The organism is Ruminococcus sp. 8Y-12 (assembly GCF_058119865.1).
Genome location: NZ_CM176623.1, coordinates 1551396 through 1568622 on the forward strand (window position 1 = coordinate 1551396; position 17227 = coordinate 1568622).

At 49.1% G+C, this 17227-nt stretch carries 13 protein-coding genes and 1 tRNA gene; 12 read left to right on the top strand and 2 right to left on the bottom strand.

Features of this window, described 5'->3' with window-relative positions:
* Window positions 1-17 precede the first annotated feature (17 nt).
* From AC0THY_RS05760 to AC0THY_RS05775, 4 genes are all read left to right on the top strand, one after another.
* On the top strand, window positions 18-1628 hold the full coding sequence (locus tag AC0THY_RS05760; RefSeq protein ID WP_489993508.1) for a xylulokinase: 1611 nt from the start codon (window positions 18-20) through the stop codon (window positions 1626-1628).
* A gap of 70 nt (window positions 1629-1698) precedes the next feature.
* The gene (gene araD / locus AC0THY_RS05765; RefSeq protein WP_489993509.1) at window positions 1699-2388 is read left to right on the top strand and encodes an L-ribulose-5-phosphate 4-epimerase; all 690 of its coding nucleotides are present in this window, start codon (window positions 1699-1701) and stop codon (window positions 2386-2388) included.
* Between the two features lie 259 nt (window positions 2389-2647).
* The gene (locus AC0THY_RS05770) at window positions 2648-3232 is read left to right on the top strand and encodes a TetR/AcrR family transcriptional regulator (protein WP_489993510.1); all 585 of its coding nucleotides are present in this window, start codon (window positions 2648-2650) and stop codon (window positions 3230-3232) included.
* 23 nt (window positions 3233-3255) lie between these two features.
* On the top strand, window positions 3256-4017 hold the full coding sequence (locus AC0THY_RS05775) for a M23 family metallopeptidase (protein ID WP_489993511.1): 762 nt from the start codon (window positions 3256-3258) through the stop codon (window positions 4015-4017).
* Window positions 4018-4120: 103 nt separating this feature from the next.
* Here AC0THY_RS05775 and AC0THY_RS05780 read toward each other — a convergent pair whose 3' ends face one another.
* Together AC0THY_RS05780 and AC0THY_RS05785 are read right to left on the bottom strand one after the other, a co-directional pair.
* Entirely contained in the window at window positions 4121-4261 is a 141-nt protein-coding gene (locus AC0THY_RS05780) for a TraX family protein (protein WP_489994150.1), read from the bottom strand.
* 127 nt (window positions 4262-4388) lie between these two features.
* Window positions 4389-4477: transfer RNA gene (locus tag AC0THY_RS05785), tRNA-Ser, on the bottom strand.
* Window positions 4478-4691: 214 nt separating this feature from the next.
* Between AC0THY_RS05785 and AC0THY_RS05790 the strand changes: the two genes are divergently transcribed.
* The 8 genes from AC0THY_RS05790 (at window position 4692) to AC0THY_RS05825 (ending at window position 17220) form a co-directional block, all read left to right on the top strand.
* Window positions 4692-5765 carry a 6-phosphofructokinase gene (locus AC0THY_RS05790; RefSeq protein ID WP_489993512.1) on the top strand — a complete coding sequence of 358 codons (1074 nt, stop codon included), beginning with the start codon at window positions 4692-4694 and terminating at the stop codon, window positions 5763-5765.
* A 4-nt stretch (window positions 5766-5769) separates the two neighbouring features.
* Window positions 5770-7401: a DNA polymerase III subunit gamma/tau gene (gene dnaX / locus AC0THY_RS05795; protein WP_489993513.1), complete on the top strand. Its 1632-nt coding sequence runs from the start codon at window positions 5770-5772 to the stop codon at window positions 7399-7401.
* A gap of 13 nt (window positions 7402-7414) precedes the next feature.
* A complete protein-coding gene (locus AC0THY_RS05800) occupies window positions 7415-7771 on the top strand; it encodes a YbaB/EbfC family nucleoid-associated protein (RefSeq protein ID WP_489993514.1) in 357 nt (118 codons plus the stop codon).
* Complete coding sequence (recR, locus tag AC0THY_RS05805) at window positions 7771-8367, top strand: recombination mediator RecR (RefSeq protein WP_489993515.1); 597 nt, start codon at window positions 7771-7773, stop codon at window positions 8365-8367. Before AC0THY_RS05800 ends, recR begins: the two co-directional genes overlap by 1 nt.
* Window positions 8368-8722: 355 nt before the next feature.
* A complete protein-coding gene (locus AC0THY_RS05810) occupies window positions 8723-13360 on the top strand; it encodes a LamG-like jellyroll fold domain-containing protein (RefSeq protein ID WP_489993516.1) in 4638 nt (1545 codons plus the stop codon).
* Window positions 13361-13557: 197 nt separating this feature from the next.
* The gene (locus AC0THY_RS05815) at window positions 13558-14649 is read left to right on the top strand and encodes a LacI family DNA-binding transcriptional regulator (RefSeq protein ID WP_489993517.1); all 1092 of its coding nucleotides are present in this window, start codon (window positions 13558-13560) and stop codon (window positions 14647-14649) included.
* A 49-nt stretch (window positions 14650-14698) separates the two neighbouring features.
* The gene (locus AC0THY_RS05820; protein ID WP_489993518.1) at window positions 14699-16189 is read left to right on the top strand and encodes a sensor histidine kinase; all 1491 of its coding nucleotides are present in this window, start codon (window positions 14699-14701) and stop codon (window positions 16187-16189) included.
* Between the two features lie 5 nt (window positions 16190-16194).
* Complete coding sequence (locus AC0THY_RS05825; protein ID WP_489993519.1) at window positions 16195-17220, top strand: ABC transporter substrate-binding protein; 1026 nt, start codon at window positions 16195-16197, stop codon at window positions 17218-17220.
* The last annotated feature ends 7 nt before the right edge of the window (window positions 17221-17227 follow it).

Here is a 17227-nt window from a genome sequence, read left to right on the forward strand (position 1 = left end):
GAGAACAGGAGGTATTTATGAGTATGGAAAGTAATGTAATTGCAGAGGTAATAAAAAGCGGAAGGGCTGTTCTGGGAATTGAGCTGGGTTCCACCAGAATCAAGGCGGTACTGATTGACGAGAACCATAAGCCCATCGCTTCCGGCAGCCACGGCTGGGAAAACAGCTATGAAAACGGTATCTGGACCTATACACTGGAGGAGGTGTGGAGTGGCCTTCAGGACTGCTATCAGGATCTGGTTTCGGATGTAAAAGAGAAGTACGGGGTCACGATTACCAGTCTGGCTTCCATCGGAATCAGCGCGATGATGCACGGATACCTGGCCTTTGACAAGGAAGATAAACTGCTGGTTCCCTTCCGCACCTGGAGAAATACCATCACGGGCAGGGCAGCGGACGAGCTGAGCGAGCTCTTTAACTACAATATACCTCAGAGGTGGTCCATTGCCCATCTCTATCAGTCCATTCTGGAAGGGCAGGACCATGTGGGCAGTGTGGATTTCTTCACCACCCTTGCCGGATATGTGCACTGGAAGCTCACCGGAAAGAAGGTACTGGGAGTAGGGGATGCCTCCGGTATGTTCCCCATAGATGTGGACAAAGGGGACTTCTACCAGGAGATGATTGACAAATTTGACCATTTGGTGGAGGGTAAAAATTATCCCTGGAAGCTGCGTCAGCTGATGCCGCAGGTGCTGTCAGCAGGTGAGGACGCAGGATGCCTCACGGAGGAAGGTGCAAAGCTGCTGGATGTATCCGGAAACCTGGAAGCAGGCATTCCACTGTGTCCTCCGGAGGGCGATGCGGGAACCGGTATGGCGGCTACCAACAGTGTGGCACAGCGCACCGGAAATGTGTCAGCAGGGACCTCCGTTTTTGCCATGATCGTGCTGGAAAAGGAGCTCTCCAAGATGTATAGGGAGATCGATATGGTGACCACGCCCTCCGGCAGCCTGGTGGCTATGTCCCATGCCAACAACTGCACTTCCGATCTGAACGCGTGGGTGAACCTGTTCAAAGAATTTGCGGAGAACTTTGGTGTAGAGGTGGATATGAACCAGCTCTACGGTACCCTGTACAATAAGGCTCTGGAGGGTGACCCGGACTGCGGAGGACTGCTGTCCTACGGTTATTTCTCAGGGGAGAATATTATTGAGATGGAGGAGGGGCGTCCGCTCTTTGTGCGCACTCCTGAGAGCAGATTCAATCTGGCCAATTTTATGAGAGTACACCTGTTCACTGCTCTGGGGGCTCTGAAGATCGGTATGGATATCCTGCAGAAGGAGGAACACGTACAGATTGATAAGATGCTGGGCCATGGAGGCCTGTTTAAGACAAAGGGCGTTGGACAGAAGGTGATGGCCGCATCCATTGATGCACCGGTATATGTGATGGAGACAGCCGGGGAAGGCGGCGCCTGGGGAATTGCCCTGCTGGCAGCCTACATGGCAAACAAGGAGGCTGGGGAAACCCTGGAGTCCTACCTCTCCAACAAAGTCTTTGCAGGGGACGAGGGAACCAGAATGGACCCGGATCCCAGAGATGTAGAGGGCTTTGAGACCTTTATCGAGCGGTATAAGAGGGGAATTGCCATTGAGAAATGCGCGGTGGAGAACCTCTCCGTGTAAAAAAGGCACAACTATTATGTTACAGGATCGTTACACACAGACAATGATATAGATTCAGTGAGGTATGAGAATGCTGGAAGAGTTAAAAAGACAGGTATATGAAGCAAATATGGAGCTGCCCAGGAGAGGGCTGATCACATACACTTGGGGAAATGTCAGCGGGATTGACCGGGAAAAGGGCCTGTTTGTCATTAAACCCAGCGGGGTGGACTATGATGCCCTGAAACCGGAAGATATGGTAGTGGTTGACTTAGAGGGAAATAAAGTGGAGGGGGAATACAATCCCTCTTCAGACACACCCACACATCTGGAGCTCTACAAAGCATTTCCAGAGGTGGGGGGAATTGTACATACCCACTCGCCCTGGGCCACATCCTGGGCGCAGGCGGGGAGGAGTATTCCCTGCTACGGAACAACCCATGCCGACTATTTTTACGGGGAGATTCCCTGTGCCAGAAGCCTGACCCGGGAAGAAATACAGGGGGCATATGAGCAGAATACCGGATTTGTCATCATAGAGACCTTTAAGGGGAAAAATCCGGTACATGTGCCTGGGGTGCTCTGTTCCAACCATGGTCCCTTTACCTGGGGAAAAGATGCCGCAGAGGCGGTACACAATGCTGTGGTTCTGGAAGAGGTGGCAAAGATGGCTTACCGTACGGAGCATTTAGCTCACGACGCGGCTCCGGCGCCTCAGGTGCTTCAGGATAAGCACTTTATGAGAAAGCATGGACCGAATGCTTATTATGGGCAAAAATAGATAATAAAGAAGGAATCCCTACGGAATATCAGTTCCGTGGGGATTTTTTAGATCATATATATTTTACAGAGATGCGGCTTCTGATTAAACGATGTGAAATATCCTAATAGGAGGTATTTCAGCTCCTATAAGCAAAAGCGAAAAATCAAAATTCAATTGATTTGTAAATTTTTATTTGAGGAGATTGACAAAACACAGGTATCGATTATAATATAAATATAATTATATAAATTGATTTATGTAATTAGGAGGTACTGAAATGGCAAGAAAAACGCAAATTTCAAAAGAAGTAATTTTGGAAGCAGCATTGGAAATGCTCATTCGTGACGGGTATTCAGCTATCAATATTAAAACTCTTTCAAAAGAAATCGGTTGTTCTACGCAACCGCTTGTGTGGCACTTTGAAAATATGGACGGACTTCGAGAAGCTTTGGCTGAATATGCCTTGAATTACGCCAATGATAAAATGCGGTCAAATGCAAATGGAATGGACGCATTTACAAATGTTGGTATGTCCTATATTGAAATAGCTTTTGAGCAACCACGACTATTTAGTTACCTCTTTATGAGTGGTGACAGTGGTTTTATTGCAGGTAATTTAGATGTGTTTACTACTGCCGATGAAAATGGCTTGATGGTAGAACAAATTGCTTTACAACTTAAAATTTCAATAGAAAAAGCAAGTGTATTTTATAGGGATATGATGATTTATACCCATGGACTTGCTTCATTTATTGCGTCAGGATTAATAAAAACAACAAAGGAAGAAGCGAAGCAAATGATTAATCATCTTTCAGAGGAACTTTTACTGCAAGCAGGGGTAAGTGACATAAGCACAAAATAATCACAGAATGATTGAGGTGATTTATGAAAATATCAAAACAAGCTATACTACAAGGAGTAAAGCAGTTTCTTTGCATTCCTTATATTTACATTTCACATGGTTTTAAGTTGCCACATGGTAACTATTGTACCAAAGTACAATATATGCTCCCGTTTGAGGGCGAATGGACTGTTATAAATGGAGGTTGCGATAAAGAATTTTCACACTCTTGGAAAATACCCACACAAAGATATGCTTATGATTTTGTTATTATGGATAACAATGGAAAAACCCATCATGGACACAATGATAAATTAACTTCATATGCTTGCTATGGAAATAACGTCCTTGCTCCTGCTGATGGTATGGTTATTGCTATTGGCAATATTTGCGATGATGAAAAACCCTTTGGAGATGAAATTATTGAAATGACAGCGAAAGATGTTCGTGGAAACTTCATTTTAATAAAGCATGCTGAAAAAGAATATGGGTTTATCGGACATCTACAGCCACAAAGCATAATCGTTGAAATTGGGCAAAGGGTTAATCAAGGCGAAATAATAGCCAAATGTGGAAATTCAGGCAATAGCTCTGAGCCTCATATTCATTTCCATTTACAAGATGGAATTAACTTTTTCACGTCTGCCGGTATTCCAATTACTTTTCACAATATATGTATTTCAAAAAAGCAAGGGTATGAAAATTACGATAAGCGTAAGATTTCAGATTTGAAAAAATCAACTTCTACAAAAACAAAAATACATCGAGGACAGCAAGTAAGTAATATACATAATCTACTTAAATGATTGGAGTGTATGAGTGAGCAAAAGCGAATGGATACTTTGTTCTAAATGAACTATAATATCAAAAAATAAGAAATGATAAACAATAAATTCTTTAGGTTAGAATCTAAGCAAAATGTGAAATGATTGCAAACAGAAATAATCTGGCAGCGTATTTCTTAATATCACGTGTATAATGATAGCCTTCTGCAATAAAAAACCAAAAAATAGGTGCTGCCAAGCGTCCAATGATATGTAGACCGACAATCCACCAATCTGTTGGATAATTTGGATATAAAACACTTTAGTTCCTCTTTATGCGGCATTCTGTATTTAGAATTCATTTAATCGAAAAGCCCACAAACGGTATAAAATCGTTTGTGGGCTGAATTTTCTGGCGGAGCGAGTGGGATTCGAACCCACGAGCCCGTGAGGACTACCTGATTTCGAGTCAGGCCCGTTATGACCACTTCGATATCGCTCCCAATACAGCGGCTGTAACGGCCCGGATTTGCCAAACCGTTACCCTGTGCCTATTTATTATAGCTGTATTGCGGGCAATAGTCAAATAGAAAATCAAAGATTAGCGGTTGTGAGATGGGGGAAAATATTATATAATTAAACTTATCAGCGGGGCATTAAGAGCCGGAGGAAGCAACAACCGGCTAAGAAAATAAAAAGATTGGATGTGACGAGTGATGAAACGAATCGGAATGTTAACCAGCGGCGGCGACTGCCAGGCTCTGAACGCAACCATGCGCGGTGTGGTAAAGGGGCTGAGCACAAACCTGAAGGAACTGGAGGTCTACGGCTTTGCAGATGGCTACAAAGGACTTATCTACGGGGATTACCGTATGCTGACCTCAAGTGACTTTTCCGGCATCCTGACCAAAGGAGGAACCATCCTGGGAACCTCCAGGCAGCCGTTTAAGCAGATGCGCGTGCCGGACCCAAACGGGCTGGACAAGGTGGAGGCCATGAAGCAGAACTACTACAAGCTGCGCCTTGACTGTCTGGTGATCCTGGGGGGAAACGGTACCCAGAAAACGGCAAACCTGCTGCGGGAGGAGGGGCTGAACATCATTCACCTCCCCAAAACCATTGACAATGACATCTATGGAACAGATATGACCTTTGGATTCCAGAGCGCTGTGGATATTGCCACAGACGCCATTGACTGCATTCACACCACAGCGGCCTCACACAACCGTGTTTTCCTTGTGGAGGTTATGGGACATAAGGTGGGCTGGCTTACGCTGCACGCCGGAATCGCGGGAGGCGCTGATATTATCCTGATCCCTGAGATTCCCTATGACATTGATAAGGTGATTGAAGCAATCACGAAGCGGACAAAGGCGGGCAAGGGATTTACCATCCTGGCGGTGGCTGAGGGTGCGATCTCCAAGGAGGATGCAAAGCTCTCCAAAAAGGAGCTGAAGGAGAAGCTGAAAAACAGGACCTACCCTTCCGTATCCTACGAGCTGGCTGACCAGATTTTCCAAAAGACCGGGGTTGAGGTGCGCATCACTGTCCCGGGGCACACACAGAGGGGCGGCAGCCCATGTCCGTATGACAGGGTACTCTCCACCCGCCTGGGGGCAGCGGCGGCGCAGCTGATTCTCAAAAATGAATATGGGTATATGGTGGGTATGGTAAACGGAAAGACCAAGAAGGTTCCCTTAGAGGATGTGGCTGGGAAACTGAAGATGGTATCCCCGGATGACTCATTAATCAAAGAGGCAAAGCTTATTGGCCTAAGCTTCGGAGACTGACCGTATGAGCTATACTGCTTTATACCGAAAATTTCGTCCTGACTCCTTCGCGGATGTGAAGGGGCAGGATCATATTGTGACTACGCTGAAAAACCAGATTAATGCCGGAAGGATCGGCCACGCCTACCTGTTCTGCGGGACAAGGGGAACCGGAAAGACCACGGTTGCAAAGATCCTGGCCAAGGCCGTAAACTGTGAGCGGCCGGTGGATGGAAATCCCTGCAACCAGTGTGAGACCTGCAGGACCATTTCCTCCGGGACCTCCATGAATGTGATTGAGATCGATGCCGCATCCAACAACGGTGTGGACAATATCCGCGAGATCCGGGATGAGGTGGCCTATTCCCCCACCAGCGGGAAGTATAAGGTCTATATCATTGACGAGGTGCATATGCTCTCCATAGGAGCCTTCAATGCGCTTTTGAAGACGCTGGAAGAACCGCCCTCCTATGTGATATTTATTTTGGCGACCACAGAGGCGCATAAGATTCCCATTACCATTCTCTCAAGGTGCCAGAGGTATGACTTTAAGCGCATCTCCCTGGATACTATAGCGGACCGGCTGCGGGAGCTGATGGAAGAGGAAAAGGTGGAGGTGGAAGAAAAGGCGCTGCGCTACATTGCCAAAAAGGCGGATGGCTCCATGCGCGATGCACTTAGCCTTTTGGATCAGTGTATCGCATTTTACCTGGGGCAGAAACTGACCTACGATCACGTGCTGGAGGTACTGGGCGCTGTGGACACGGAGGAGTTCAGCAGACTGCTGCGGGAGATCCTGGACTGCGATGTGGTGAGGGTGATCGCCCACCTGGAAGACCTGATCATGCAGGGGAGAGAGCTCACCCAGTTCGTGACGGACTTTACCTGGTATATGAGGAATCTGCTGCTCTTGAAGTCCTCGGATGACATGGAGGATGTGCTGGACATCTCTACAGAGAACTTAAAGCTCTTGAAGGAGGAGGCAGGGATGATCCGGGAGGATACTCTGATGCGGTATATCCGTATTTTTTCAGAGCTATCCGGACAGTTGAAGTATGCGGCTTCCAAGAGGGTCATTCTGGAGGTGGCCCTGATTAAGCTGTGCAGGCCCCAGATGGAGAAGGATGAGGTCTCCCTGGTGGAGCGCATCAGGGTTCTGGAGAAAAAGATGGAGGAAGGCGTTTTTGCAAAACCGATTCAGTATGAGGGAGAGTATGAGCTTCCTTACACGCCGGACGGAAATGGGAGGACCGATGTGCCTTCCGATTACCGGGAGGAGAACGCCGGGGAGAGGGAGCTTGAGAACGCCGCTCCGGAGGATTTAAAGCAAGTGATGAAGCTCTGGAAAAGCATTGTGGGCGAAACACAGGGGCGCTTTAAGGTGGTCCTCTCCAGCGCGGTACCTAAGTACAATCCAAACAGTGATGACCAGCGGCTGTTTGTGGTGTTTGCTGATTTTCTGGCAGAGCCTTATATTAACAATGCCGAAAAAGCGGCGGAGCTGGAAACGATTATAGCGGGAAAGATTGGTAAGCGTGTGGAAGTGAAGATGATCCTGCAGGCAGATGAACATCTGAGCGGAGGCCGCTTATCCAAAATCAGTGTGGATGACGTCATACGTGAGGTGGTTCACGCAGAAATAGAGATAGAAGATTAGGAGGATGATACCCATGGGAAAACGTGGAGGATTTCCGGGCGGAGGAATGCCGGGAAATATGAATAACCTGATGAAACAGGCGCAGAAGATGCAAAAACAGATGGAAGAGAACCAGAAAGCCCTGGAGGAGAAGGAGTTTACGGCAGCGGCAGGCGGCGGAGCAGTGGAGGTCACTGTATCCGGCAAGCGTGAGATTACCAAGGTAAAGCTCTCGGAGGAGGTTGTAGATCCGGATGATATCGAAATGCTGGAGGATCTGGTGATGGCTGCAGCCAATGAGGCGCTACGCAAGATGGAAGAGGAAGCGGGCGCGTCCATGTCCAAGATTACAGGCGGGCTTGGAGGCTTAGGCGGAGGGTTTCCGTTCTGATGGATTACTATAGCAGCCAGATCAGCAAATTGATAGAGGAACTGTCAAAGCTGCCGGGCGTTGGGCCGAAATCTGCCCAGCGTCTGGCTTTTTATCTCATTAACCGTCCCCTGGAGGAGGTGCAGCGCCTGTCCGATTCCATCATCCAGGCCAGGCAGAACGTGCGCTACTGCAAACAGTGTTACACCCTCACGGACCAGGAGCTGTGCCCCATCTGCAGCAATTCCAGAAGGGACCAGGGTGTCATCATGGTGGTGGAGGACACCAGGGACCTGGCGGCTTATGAGAAGACCGGCAAATTTGAGGGCGTCTACCATGTGCTTCACGGAGCCATTTCCCCCATGCTGGGTGTGGGACCAAATGACATCAAGCTCAAAGAGCTGATGCAGCGTCTTCAGGGGGAGGTTAAGGAAGTGATCATCGCCACCAACTCAAGTCTGGAGGGGGAGACCACGGCTATGTATATAAGCAAGCTGATTAAACCCACTGGGATAAAGGTGACCAGGATCGCCAGCGGGGTACCGGTTGGCGGGGATTTGGAATACATTGATGAGGTGACCCTGCTTCGGGCTCTGGAGGGGCGTGTGGAGCTTTGAGCATGGAAACTGCAGCAACCAGCTTAAATGCCATGAAAGTGACGCCACACGAGAGTCTGAGATATCAGGCTCTTTTTCTGCCTGATCTGCGCTAAAGTAAAAGGGAGTGTTCTATATGGTTCGGTATGCAAAAATACAACCAGGACAAGTTTTCCCTATGATTTACCAAGAAACAGCCATCCGTCTGAAAATCAAAAAAAATCAGACAAAATTCAAAAAAGAACGGTATTAAGTCATGGGAATTGCCCCAAAGATCAAAGGATATATTAAGTAATCCGAAAATAAACGAACAAAAAAGGATACTATATTTGATAAAATAATTGGGAAACTATGTGTTCAGAAAGGAGACGTTGTTATGAAAAAAAGATTAATAGGCCGCAGAGTGTTCGCAGCCATTTTGGCAGCAGCTGTATCCGTGTCCGGGATACCAGTAACCTCGCTGGCCGCGGGGGAGGCAAAAGCCGTCGAAGAAGGTCTGATTGCCAGCTTCGATTTTGACAGTGAGGAAGATGGATTTATAGGGGCCGGAGCCAAGGCGGTAGTCAATGGAACGGCTATACTTGAGGACAGCTATGAGGGAGTCGGAAAGGCTTTGGCAGTCAGTGAGTCCACATGGCTGAGTGTCTACAGGGACGATGACGGAGCGGTTCTGGAGGGACTGGAATCCTTTACCCTCTCCTATGACAGCAAGGCCACGAATCAGAAGAATGGGTGGGCCTTTTACGCGGCTCCGGATCTGAATCCTCAGAATGGAAACGGGGCAAAGGAGCACTATCTGGGCATCATGGACAAGGCCTCCGGCATTACGGTGGAGCGCTTCAATAACAATGGTTCCAGACCAGGGAATGACGTACATGGGCCTTCCTCAGAGGCATGGAAGCATGTGGATCTGGTGGTCACAGAGGACACCACCACCCTCTATGTGAATGGAGTAAAGGCAAATTCCACCAAGAGTACATACAAGATGAGCGATATCCTGGGAGCAAAGGGCGGATACATCCAGATCGGCAGGGCTAACTGGGGGAACGGGGAATACTTCCAGGGTCTCATAGACAATGTGAAGATTTACAACAGGACCAAGAGTGAGCAGGAAATCAAAAAGGATTCCCCCATAGAGGCGGATGCTCTGCAGACAGATCCCTTTGCATCCTACGCATTCAACGGGGATACTGCGGACAGCAGCCAGAATGCATACAACGGCACCCTGGTGGGCAGCGCGGAGTATGTAAATGACGGAAGGGGAGGAATTGTGCTCCCAAGTGGTACGGATCAGTTCGGGCAAAACTATGTCAAGCTGGACGACGGAATACTGACGCAGCTCCAGGATGCAAAGGAGCTTACTGTGACCGCCTGGGTCAGAAATGACGTCACGGATACGAACTCCAACAGCAGGGGAGCTGTGTTCGCTTTTGGAAGTGATCCGAAAAACTTGTTTGCCTTTGCAACCCTGAACTGGGCCAGCGCCAGGGCCACCTTTGTGATCAATGGTACGGAGATGGGAGGCCAATGGGGTAACAACGATAATACCAGTCTTCTGGGAAATACCCCCGGAAACCGTCCATCTCCGCTGGGCAAGTGGTATCAGGTAGCCCTGACCATGAGGGACGTAACCCCTGAGGGCGGCGACCCTGCCACCACATTGAAATACTATATGGATGGGGAGCTGCTCTGCAACTTGACCACGCCCTCCTCCATCTCTGCCCTGGGAGATCTGACCTACGCTTATATCGGGACAGGAAACATTAAAGATTACAAAGACTTTGAGGGCGGTATCCGGGGAGTGAGCTTCATCGGTTCGGTACTGTCACAGAGACAGATCGCAGAAAAATATGAAAAAGAGGAGCTGTTCTACGCAAAAACGGATGAGGAGATTGTAAAGGAGGCGGCAGCCAGCCTGAGTATTCCAAATGCAGATGACATCCGGGGCAATATTACGCTTCCCGACATTTACAATGGGGCGTCCGTTGCCTGGACCAGCAGCAATGAAGATGTAGTAAGCACAGCCGTTCAGGACAATGAGGGCTATGACAGCACACCGGCAGGCGTGGTGACAAGAGGCAGCGAAGATGTACAGGTCAAGCTGACAGCAACCATCTCCAAGGGAGCGGTAGTACCTGTTAAAAAGGACATAGATCTGACCGTAAAGGCTAAATCCGAAATCTCGGAAGAGGATTATAAGGCATATGTGTTTGCCTATTTCACGGGAGAAGGTTACGCCACAGGAGAACAGATATACTTTGCCACCAGCCAGGACGGTCTTCACTGGGAAGGGACAAACGAGGGTGATCCCGTTCTCTCCTCCACCATGGGAGAGCAGGGCTTGAGAGATCCGTTCATCATCCGTTCTCCGGAGGGCGACCGATTTTACCTGATTGCCACGGACTTAAAGATCAACGGCGGAAATGGGTGGACCGCCGCGCAGCAGGCCGGAAGCCAGAGCATAATGGTGTGGGAGTCCACGGATATGGTAAACTGGACAGACCAGAGAATGGTCAAGGTTGCCAGAGACAACGCAGGCTGCACCTGGGCCCCGGAGGCCTTCTACGATGAGAAGACCGGGGAGTACATCGTATTCTGGGCATCCAAGACCAGTGATGACAATTACTCGGTACAGAAGGTTTATTACGCAAAGACAAGGGATTTCTATACCTTTACAGAGCCTGAGGTGTGGATTGAGCTTTACAAAACCACAGACGGGCGGCCGCTCAGCATCATCGACACTTCCGTTATCTCCGTTATGGAGAACGGAAAGAAGGTTTATTACCGGTTTTCAAAAAATGAGGCCGGAGAGGACCACGATTCCACAGAGGGCTGGGGGAAATATACAATCATGGAGCGAAGCGACTCCCTGCTGGGAGAGTGGTCAGAGGTAAAGGCCTTTAAGGATAACCGGGGTGTAGAAGGCGGCACCTGCTTTAAGTTCAACGGAGAAGACAAGTGGTGCCTTCTTTTAGACGACCATGGCGGAGTAGGGTATTTTCCGCTGCTCAGCACAGATCTTGGAAGCGGAGAGTTTACCAGACTGGACACCAGCGAATACTCCTTCCCATCCAAAATGCGTCACGGAACGGTGCTTCCTCTGACACAGAAAGAGTACGATGCAGTGATGGCTAAGTATAGCTCAGAGGTAAAAGAAAACCAGGAGGAGCCGCAGCAGGAGCCTATCTTAAAATATGATTTTGAAAACACCACAGCGTCAGGTAAGATTGAGGACACCACTGGAAACGGCCAGGATGGCCTGCTCTGCGGCAATGCCACCCTTGTGGAGGATGCTGACAGAGACGGAAAGGTACTGCGTCTGAACGGCACAAAGGGTACCTTTGCCAGTCTTCCGACCGGTCTCTTTGACGGAAGAAATCAGGTGACCATCTCCATGGATGTGAAGGCCAGTGATGTGAGCGGAAACTACTTTACGTTTACCGTGGGAAGAAATGACCAGAAATATATTTTCCTGAAAACAGAGGACACCAGCTCCAGACTGTCCATGACTGTGGAGTCAGGCGGTAAGGAACAGACAGCCAGAGGCAATACGGAGGCCATAAAAGACCGCTGGGCCAATTTCACCATGGTGGTAACCCCGGAGAAAATTGCTCTATATGTGGACGGCTTAAAGATTGGAGAAAAGGATGTCACACTGAAGATGACAGACCTGGGAGCCAATGTGGTAAGTTACATCGGAAAATCCTTCTACAGTGCAGATAAGTACTTTAACGGATACTTTGACAATGTGGAAGTCTTTAACCGGGCCATGGATGCCCAGGAGATCGCGGACCGCAACGGCGTGGAGCTGCCTGAGGAAAAAGTGACCGTAACCTATGCGGCAGGCAAAGGCGGAAAAATTGAGGGAGAGGCAGTCCAGACCATCGAAAAGGGCAGCGCGACCACAGAGGTAACCGCAGTGGCGGATGAAGGCTACGAATTTGTGCAGTGGAGCGACGGAAACAAAGAGGCGGCAAGAAGCGACAGCAACGTGACGGAAGATGTTCGGTACACGGCAGAATTCATGAAAAAGGAAGTGCCTGAGGAAAAAGTGACTGTAACCTATGAGGCAGGAGAAGGCGGCAGAATAGAGGGAGAGGCAGAACAGACCATCGAAAAGGGCAGCGCGACCACAGAGGTAACCGCAGTGGCGGATGAAGGCTACGAGTTTACACAGTGGAGTGACGGAAAAAAAGAGGCCACCAGAAGCGACAGCAACGTAACGAAAGATGTGCAGTACACGGCAGAATTCGTGAAAAAGGACGAGCCTGTGAACCCGCCTGAGGAAAAGGTTACGGTAACCTATGAAGCAGGAAAAGGCGGTAAGATTCAAGGGACAGCGGAACAGACAATTGATAAGGGCGCGGATACCACAGAGGTGACGGCTGTGGCGGACCCGGGTTATACCTTCAATAAGTGGAGCGACGGAGTGACAAGTGCTAAGAGAATCGACCGCGGGGTGACAGCCTCCAAAAAGGTGACAGCTCTGTTTACAGAGAATCCAGCCCCCAACCCGGATGTGAAGCCCGATGCCGCAAGCGTGAAGCTGAGTGCAAAGAAGCTGACTATGGGTGTGAAGGAGAAAGTGACCTTAAAGGCAACGGTACTCCCGGCCAAGGCAGATCAGAAGGTGACCTTTACCTCCAGCAACAAAAAAGTGGCAAGCGTTAATGCAGCTGGAAAGATTACAGGCAAAAAGGCCGGAAAAGCCAAGATCACCGTAAAGACCGCAAATGGAAAGAAGAGTACCTGTGTGGTCACAGTGAAAAAGGCGCCCAAAAAGATCAGCGTGAAGCCGAAGAAGAAGACGCTGAAAGTGGGCAAATCACTGAAACTCAAAGTAGTGCTTCCCCAAAAGACAGCCAGCTACAAGAGGACCTTCAAATCCAGCAAGCCCAAGGTGGCAGCTGTATCCGCAGCAGGAAAGGTAACTGCAAAGAAGAAGGGAACAGCAGTGATTACCGTGAGAACCTTTAACGGGAAAAAAGCAACAGTTAAGATAACCGTGAAATAGTTACAGAGGATTGTGAAAGAGTGTGGGGCTGCCGCCCGGGAGCTAAATATTTAGCCGGCGCGGCGGCCTCATCTTATCTTAAGAAAGAGAATGCATTAGCTATCCGGCGTATGGCAGAAGCGCCAGCCTCTGATTGTAAATAGCATTTTCCCATGATATAATACAAAAAACGCAACCGGAAAGGCGGAGAATACGTAATGGGTAAGAGGAAAGTCACATCATCCGACATTGCCAGGGCAGTGGGGGTATCCCAGGCTACGGTCTCGATGGTGCTGAATAAAAAATATAATGTATCTTTTTCCAGGGAGACCGTAGAAAAGGTAGAGGCGGCGGCAAAGGAGCTGGGATATGCCATTCCAAAGAGGCGCCCCAGAAAAGATTCCCGGACAGAGAAGCTCATCGTGGCTTTTTGTCCCACTTTGACGAATCCTTACTATGTGATGCTGCTGCAGGGCATCGAAGAGCTGGCCCGGGAAAAGGGGTACGGTGTATTTGTGTGCAATACCCAGAGAGATCTGAAGCGAGAGGGACAGTATCTGAAAATGATGGATACCATGCATCCCATGGGTATCATCTACACCTGCAATCCCAGTCCTTCCTTCAAAGAGCAGATCAAGGATTTGGCGGACAGGACTCCGCTGGTGATCATAAACAACAGGGAGAACATCTCAGAGGTGGATGCAGTGCAGCTGAACAATGCAAAGCCGGGCAGGCTGATGGCAGAGCATCTGCTTTCCCTGGGACACCGGGATGTAGCCTTTATTTCCCCGCCGCTTACCCACAGACAGCAGCAGCGGTTTAAGAGGGTGGAGGGATTTCTGAAGGAATACGAGAGGGCAGGTCTGAAGGAGAGAGTGATTGTAAAGGCTGCTGACGAAGCCAGGGATACGGATATTCCCAGCCTGGACTCAGAGTATAAGATTGGATACAGCCTGACCAGAGAGCTTTTGAAGGAGCACAAAGGCCTGACGGCAGTGGCTGCCATGAATGATATGATCGCCCTGGGCATTTTAGATGCGCTCTGGGAGGAAAAGCTGCGTGTACCTGCGGATATATCTGTGATCGGATGCGACAATATTCTGTTCGGGCGGGTGAAGCGTATAGGGCTCACCACCATTGAGCATTTTGTGCCTTTGAAAGGAAGGGATGCCTGTGATATCATCATTAAGAAGATAGAGTCAAAGACAGGGCGGGAGACGGAGCTGCAGCCAGTGAGCATCTACCACATTGAGTACGAGCCCAAGCTGATTGTCCGCCGCACCACAGGATATGCAAAAGTACAGAGATGATTTGGAGGGCCGGGGACGAATAGAGACACAGCTCCCTGAGATAAAACCCATGAAGAAAAGTATATTAAAAAAGATTCTGATGCTGTCGGCTGCTGCGGCTCTGCCTTTTGTGCTTGTGGCAGTTTTTCTAATGATATCCATGATGAATTACAGCCGCACCTACGACAGCATTGTGAGAAATATGACTACGGCCAACAATTACAACCTGAATTTCAAGGAAGAGATGGATGAGAGCCTGTACAAGATTGTGGTGGGCTATGTCACCTTTGAAAATATTTCCGGGGAGGAGACCTTAAAAAATCCCTATGAAATGCTGGAGGAGCTTCGCAGCGAGTTCGCCAAACTGATGGATATCACAGCGCAGGGGGAGAGCAGAGTGTGGCTTGAAAGCCTTCTTCGCAATATTGATACCCTGGAAAAGAGAGTGGACGACATCGTGGAGAATGTAAAGGCCGGAGGCCTCTACGATGAGAATATTAAAGAGCTGGACAACAACATCTATATGCTCACAGAGCTGATTCAGGACGATATCCAGTATTACATTTACTACCAGACCCAGAGCATGGACAAGGTGACAAGCGCCCTGAATCAACAGATGAGCAGATTGATCTGGGTGAGCGGTGTACTGCTTGTGATTCTGGTTCTTCTGATGGCAGCCGCCACTTACCGGATTGCTACCCGCATTCTGCGTCCGGTCAGGGAGCTCTACACAGCCACGGAGAAAGTGGCCGGGGGGGATTTCAGTGTGAGAGCCAGCACGGATTCCGGGGATGAGATCGCGGTTCTGGCACGGGGATTCAATGAGATGGCAGGCAATATGCAGACCCTGGTAAACAAGGTCAAGGCGGACCAGCAGAGGATGAGGCAGACGGATCTGCGCCTTCTGCAGGCCCAGATCAATCCCCATTTCCTGTACAATACCCTGGACACCATTATTTGGCTGATTGAGGGGAACAAAGCGGACGAGGCTGTGGAGATGGTGGTGACCTTGTCCGAGTTTTTCCGCCTGGCGCTCAGCAAGGGGAAAGAGCTGATATCACTGGGGGAGGAGAGACAGCATATCAGCAGCTATCTGGAGATACAGGAAGTGCGTTACCGCGACATACTGGAGTACGATATCCAGATCGCCCCCTCTCTGTATGGCTATCAGATACTGAAGCTGACACTGCAGCCTCTGGTGGAGAACGCCCTGTATCACGGCATCAAATACAAGAGGGCAAAAGGCTATATACACATAAAGGCTGAGAAGGACGGGGATGTGCTGCGCCTTTCAGTCAGAGACAATGGGGCGGGCATGGAGGAGGAGGAGCTTAGACAGCTTCAAAGGGAAATAAAGAAACCCTGCCAGGAAACGGAAAAAGGGTTTGGACTTGCAAATGTCAATGAGCGTATACAGATGTACTTTGGACCGGAATATGGAATGAGAATAGAGTCTCAAAAGGACAATGGAACCTATGTGGAGATTACCATTCCGGCCATTGAACGAGGGGTCACAGAATACGGAATAGCTGTGGGAACGGATGAAAAGGCGAAAGGATGAACACAATGAGGAGGACGCTAAGAGCGGGCAGCCGGTACATAGTTTTTCTGGCAATATTTCTGCTGTTTTTGACAGGATGCGGGAAACAGTATAGAATAGAAGAGACAGAGGATGGACGCACACCGGCGGATGAAAATCTGATCGTTGTGGGAGTCTCCCAGCTTGGAAGTGAATCCGTTTGGAGAACAGCCAACACCGCATCCATCAAGAACGTATTTACGAAAGAAAACGGATATTTTCTGATTTTCAGCAATGCCAGGCAGAGACAGGAAAATCAGATTAAATCCCTGAGAAGCTTTATCTCACAGCGAGTAGATTATATTGTGTTTTCCCCGATCACGGAGGAGGGGTGGGACACGGTACTTAAGGAGGCAAAAGATGCAGGCATCCCTGTGATCGTCATTGACCGAAAGGTGAAGGTGGAGGATGAGTCCCTGTATACCTGCTGGATTGGATCGGACTTTAAAAAAGAGGGGCAGAAGGCCGGAGAGGTCTTGGAGGATCTTCTGGAAGAACAAAACAGGCAGAATGAGGAAATCAATATCATTGTCCTGCAGGGCACCGGGGGTGCTTCTGCCACTATCGGCCGTACGGCCGGATTTGACTCCGTCGTGGCCATGCATGAGAATTGGAAGGTGCTGGAACAGGTGGATGCAGAGTTTACCACAGCCAAGGGAAAGGAAGAGATGAGGAAGATTCTGCAGAGGCATGATGAGATAGATGTGGTTATCTCCCAGAATGATGATATGACATTTGGGGCCGTGGAGGCAATACAGGAAGCGGGGAAGACCACCGGAGTGGATGGAGAGATCATGGTCATTTCTTTTGACGCTGTGAAGGCTGCGCTGGAGATGGTGCAGGCTGGAATGATCAATGCGGATATTGAATGCAATCCGGAACAGGGAGAGTATATCGAGCGGGTAATTGAAAAGCTGGGAAAGAAAGAAGAGATTGAGAAAAACTGCTTTGTTCCGGAGGAAGTGTTTACTCAGGAGAATGTGGGAAATTTTATTGACGAAAGGACCTATTAACAGGAAT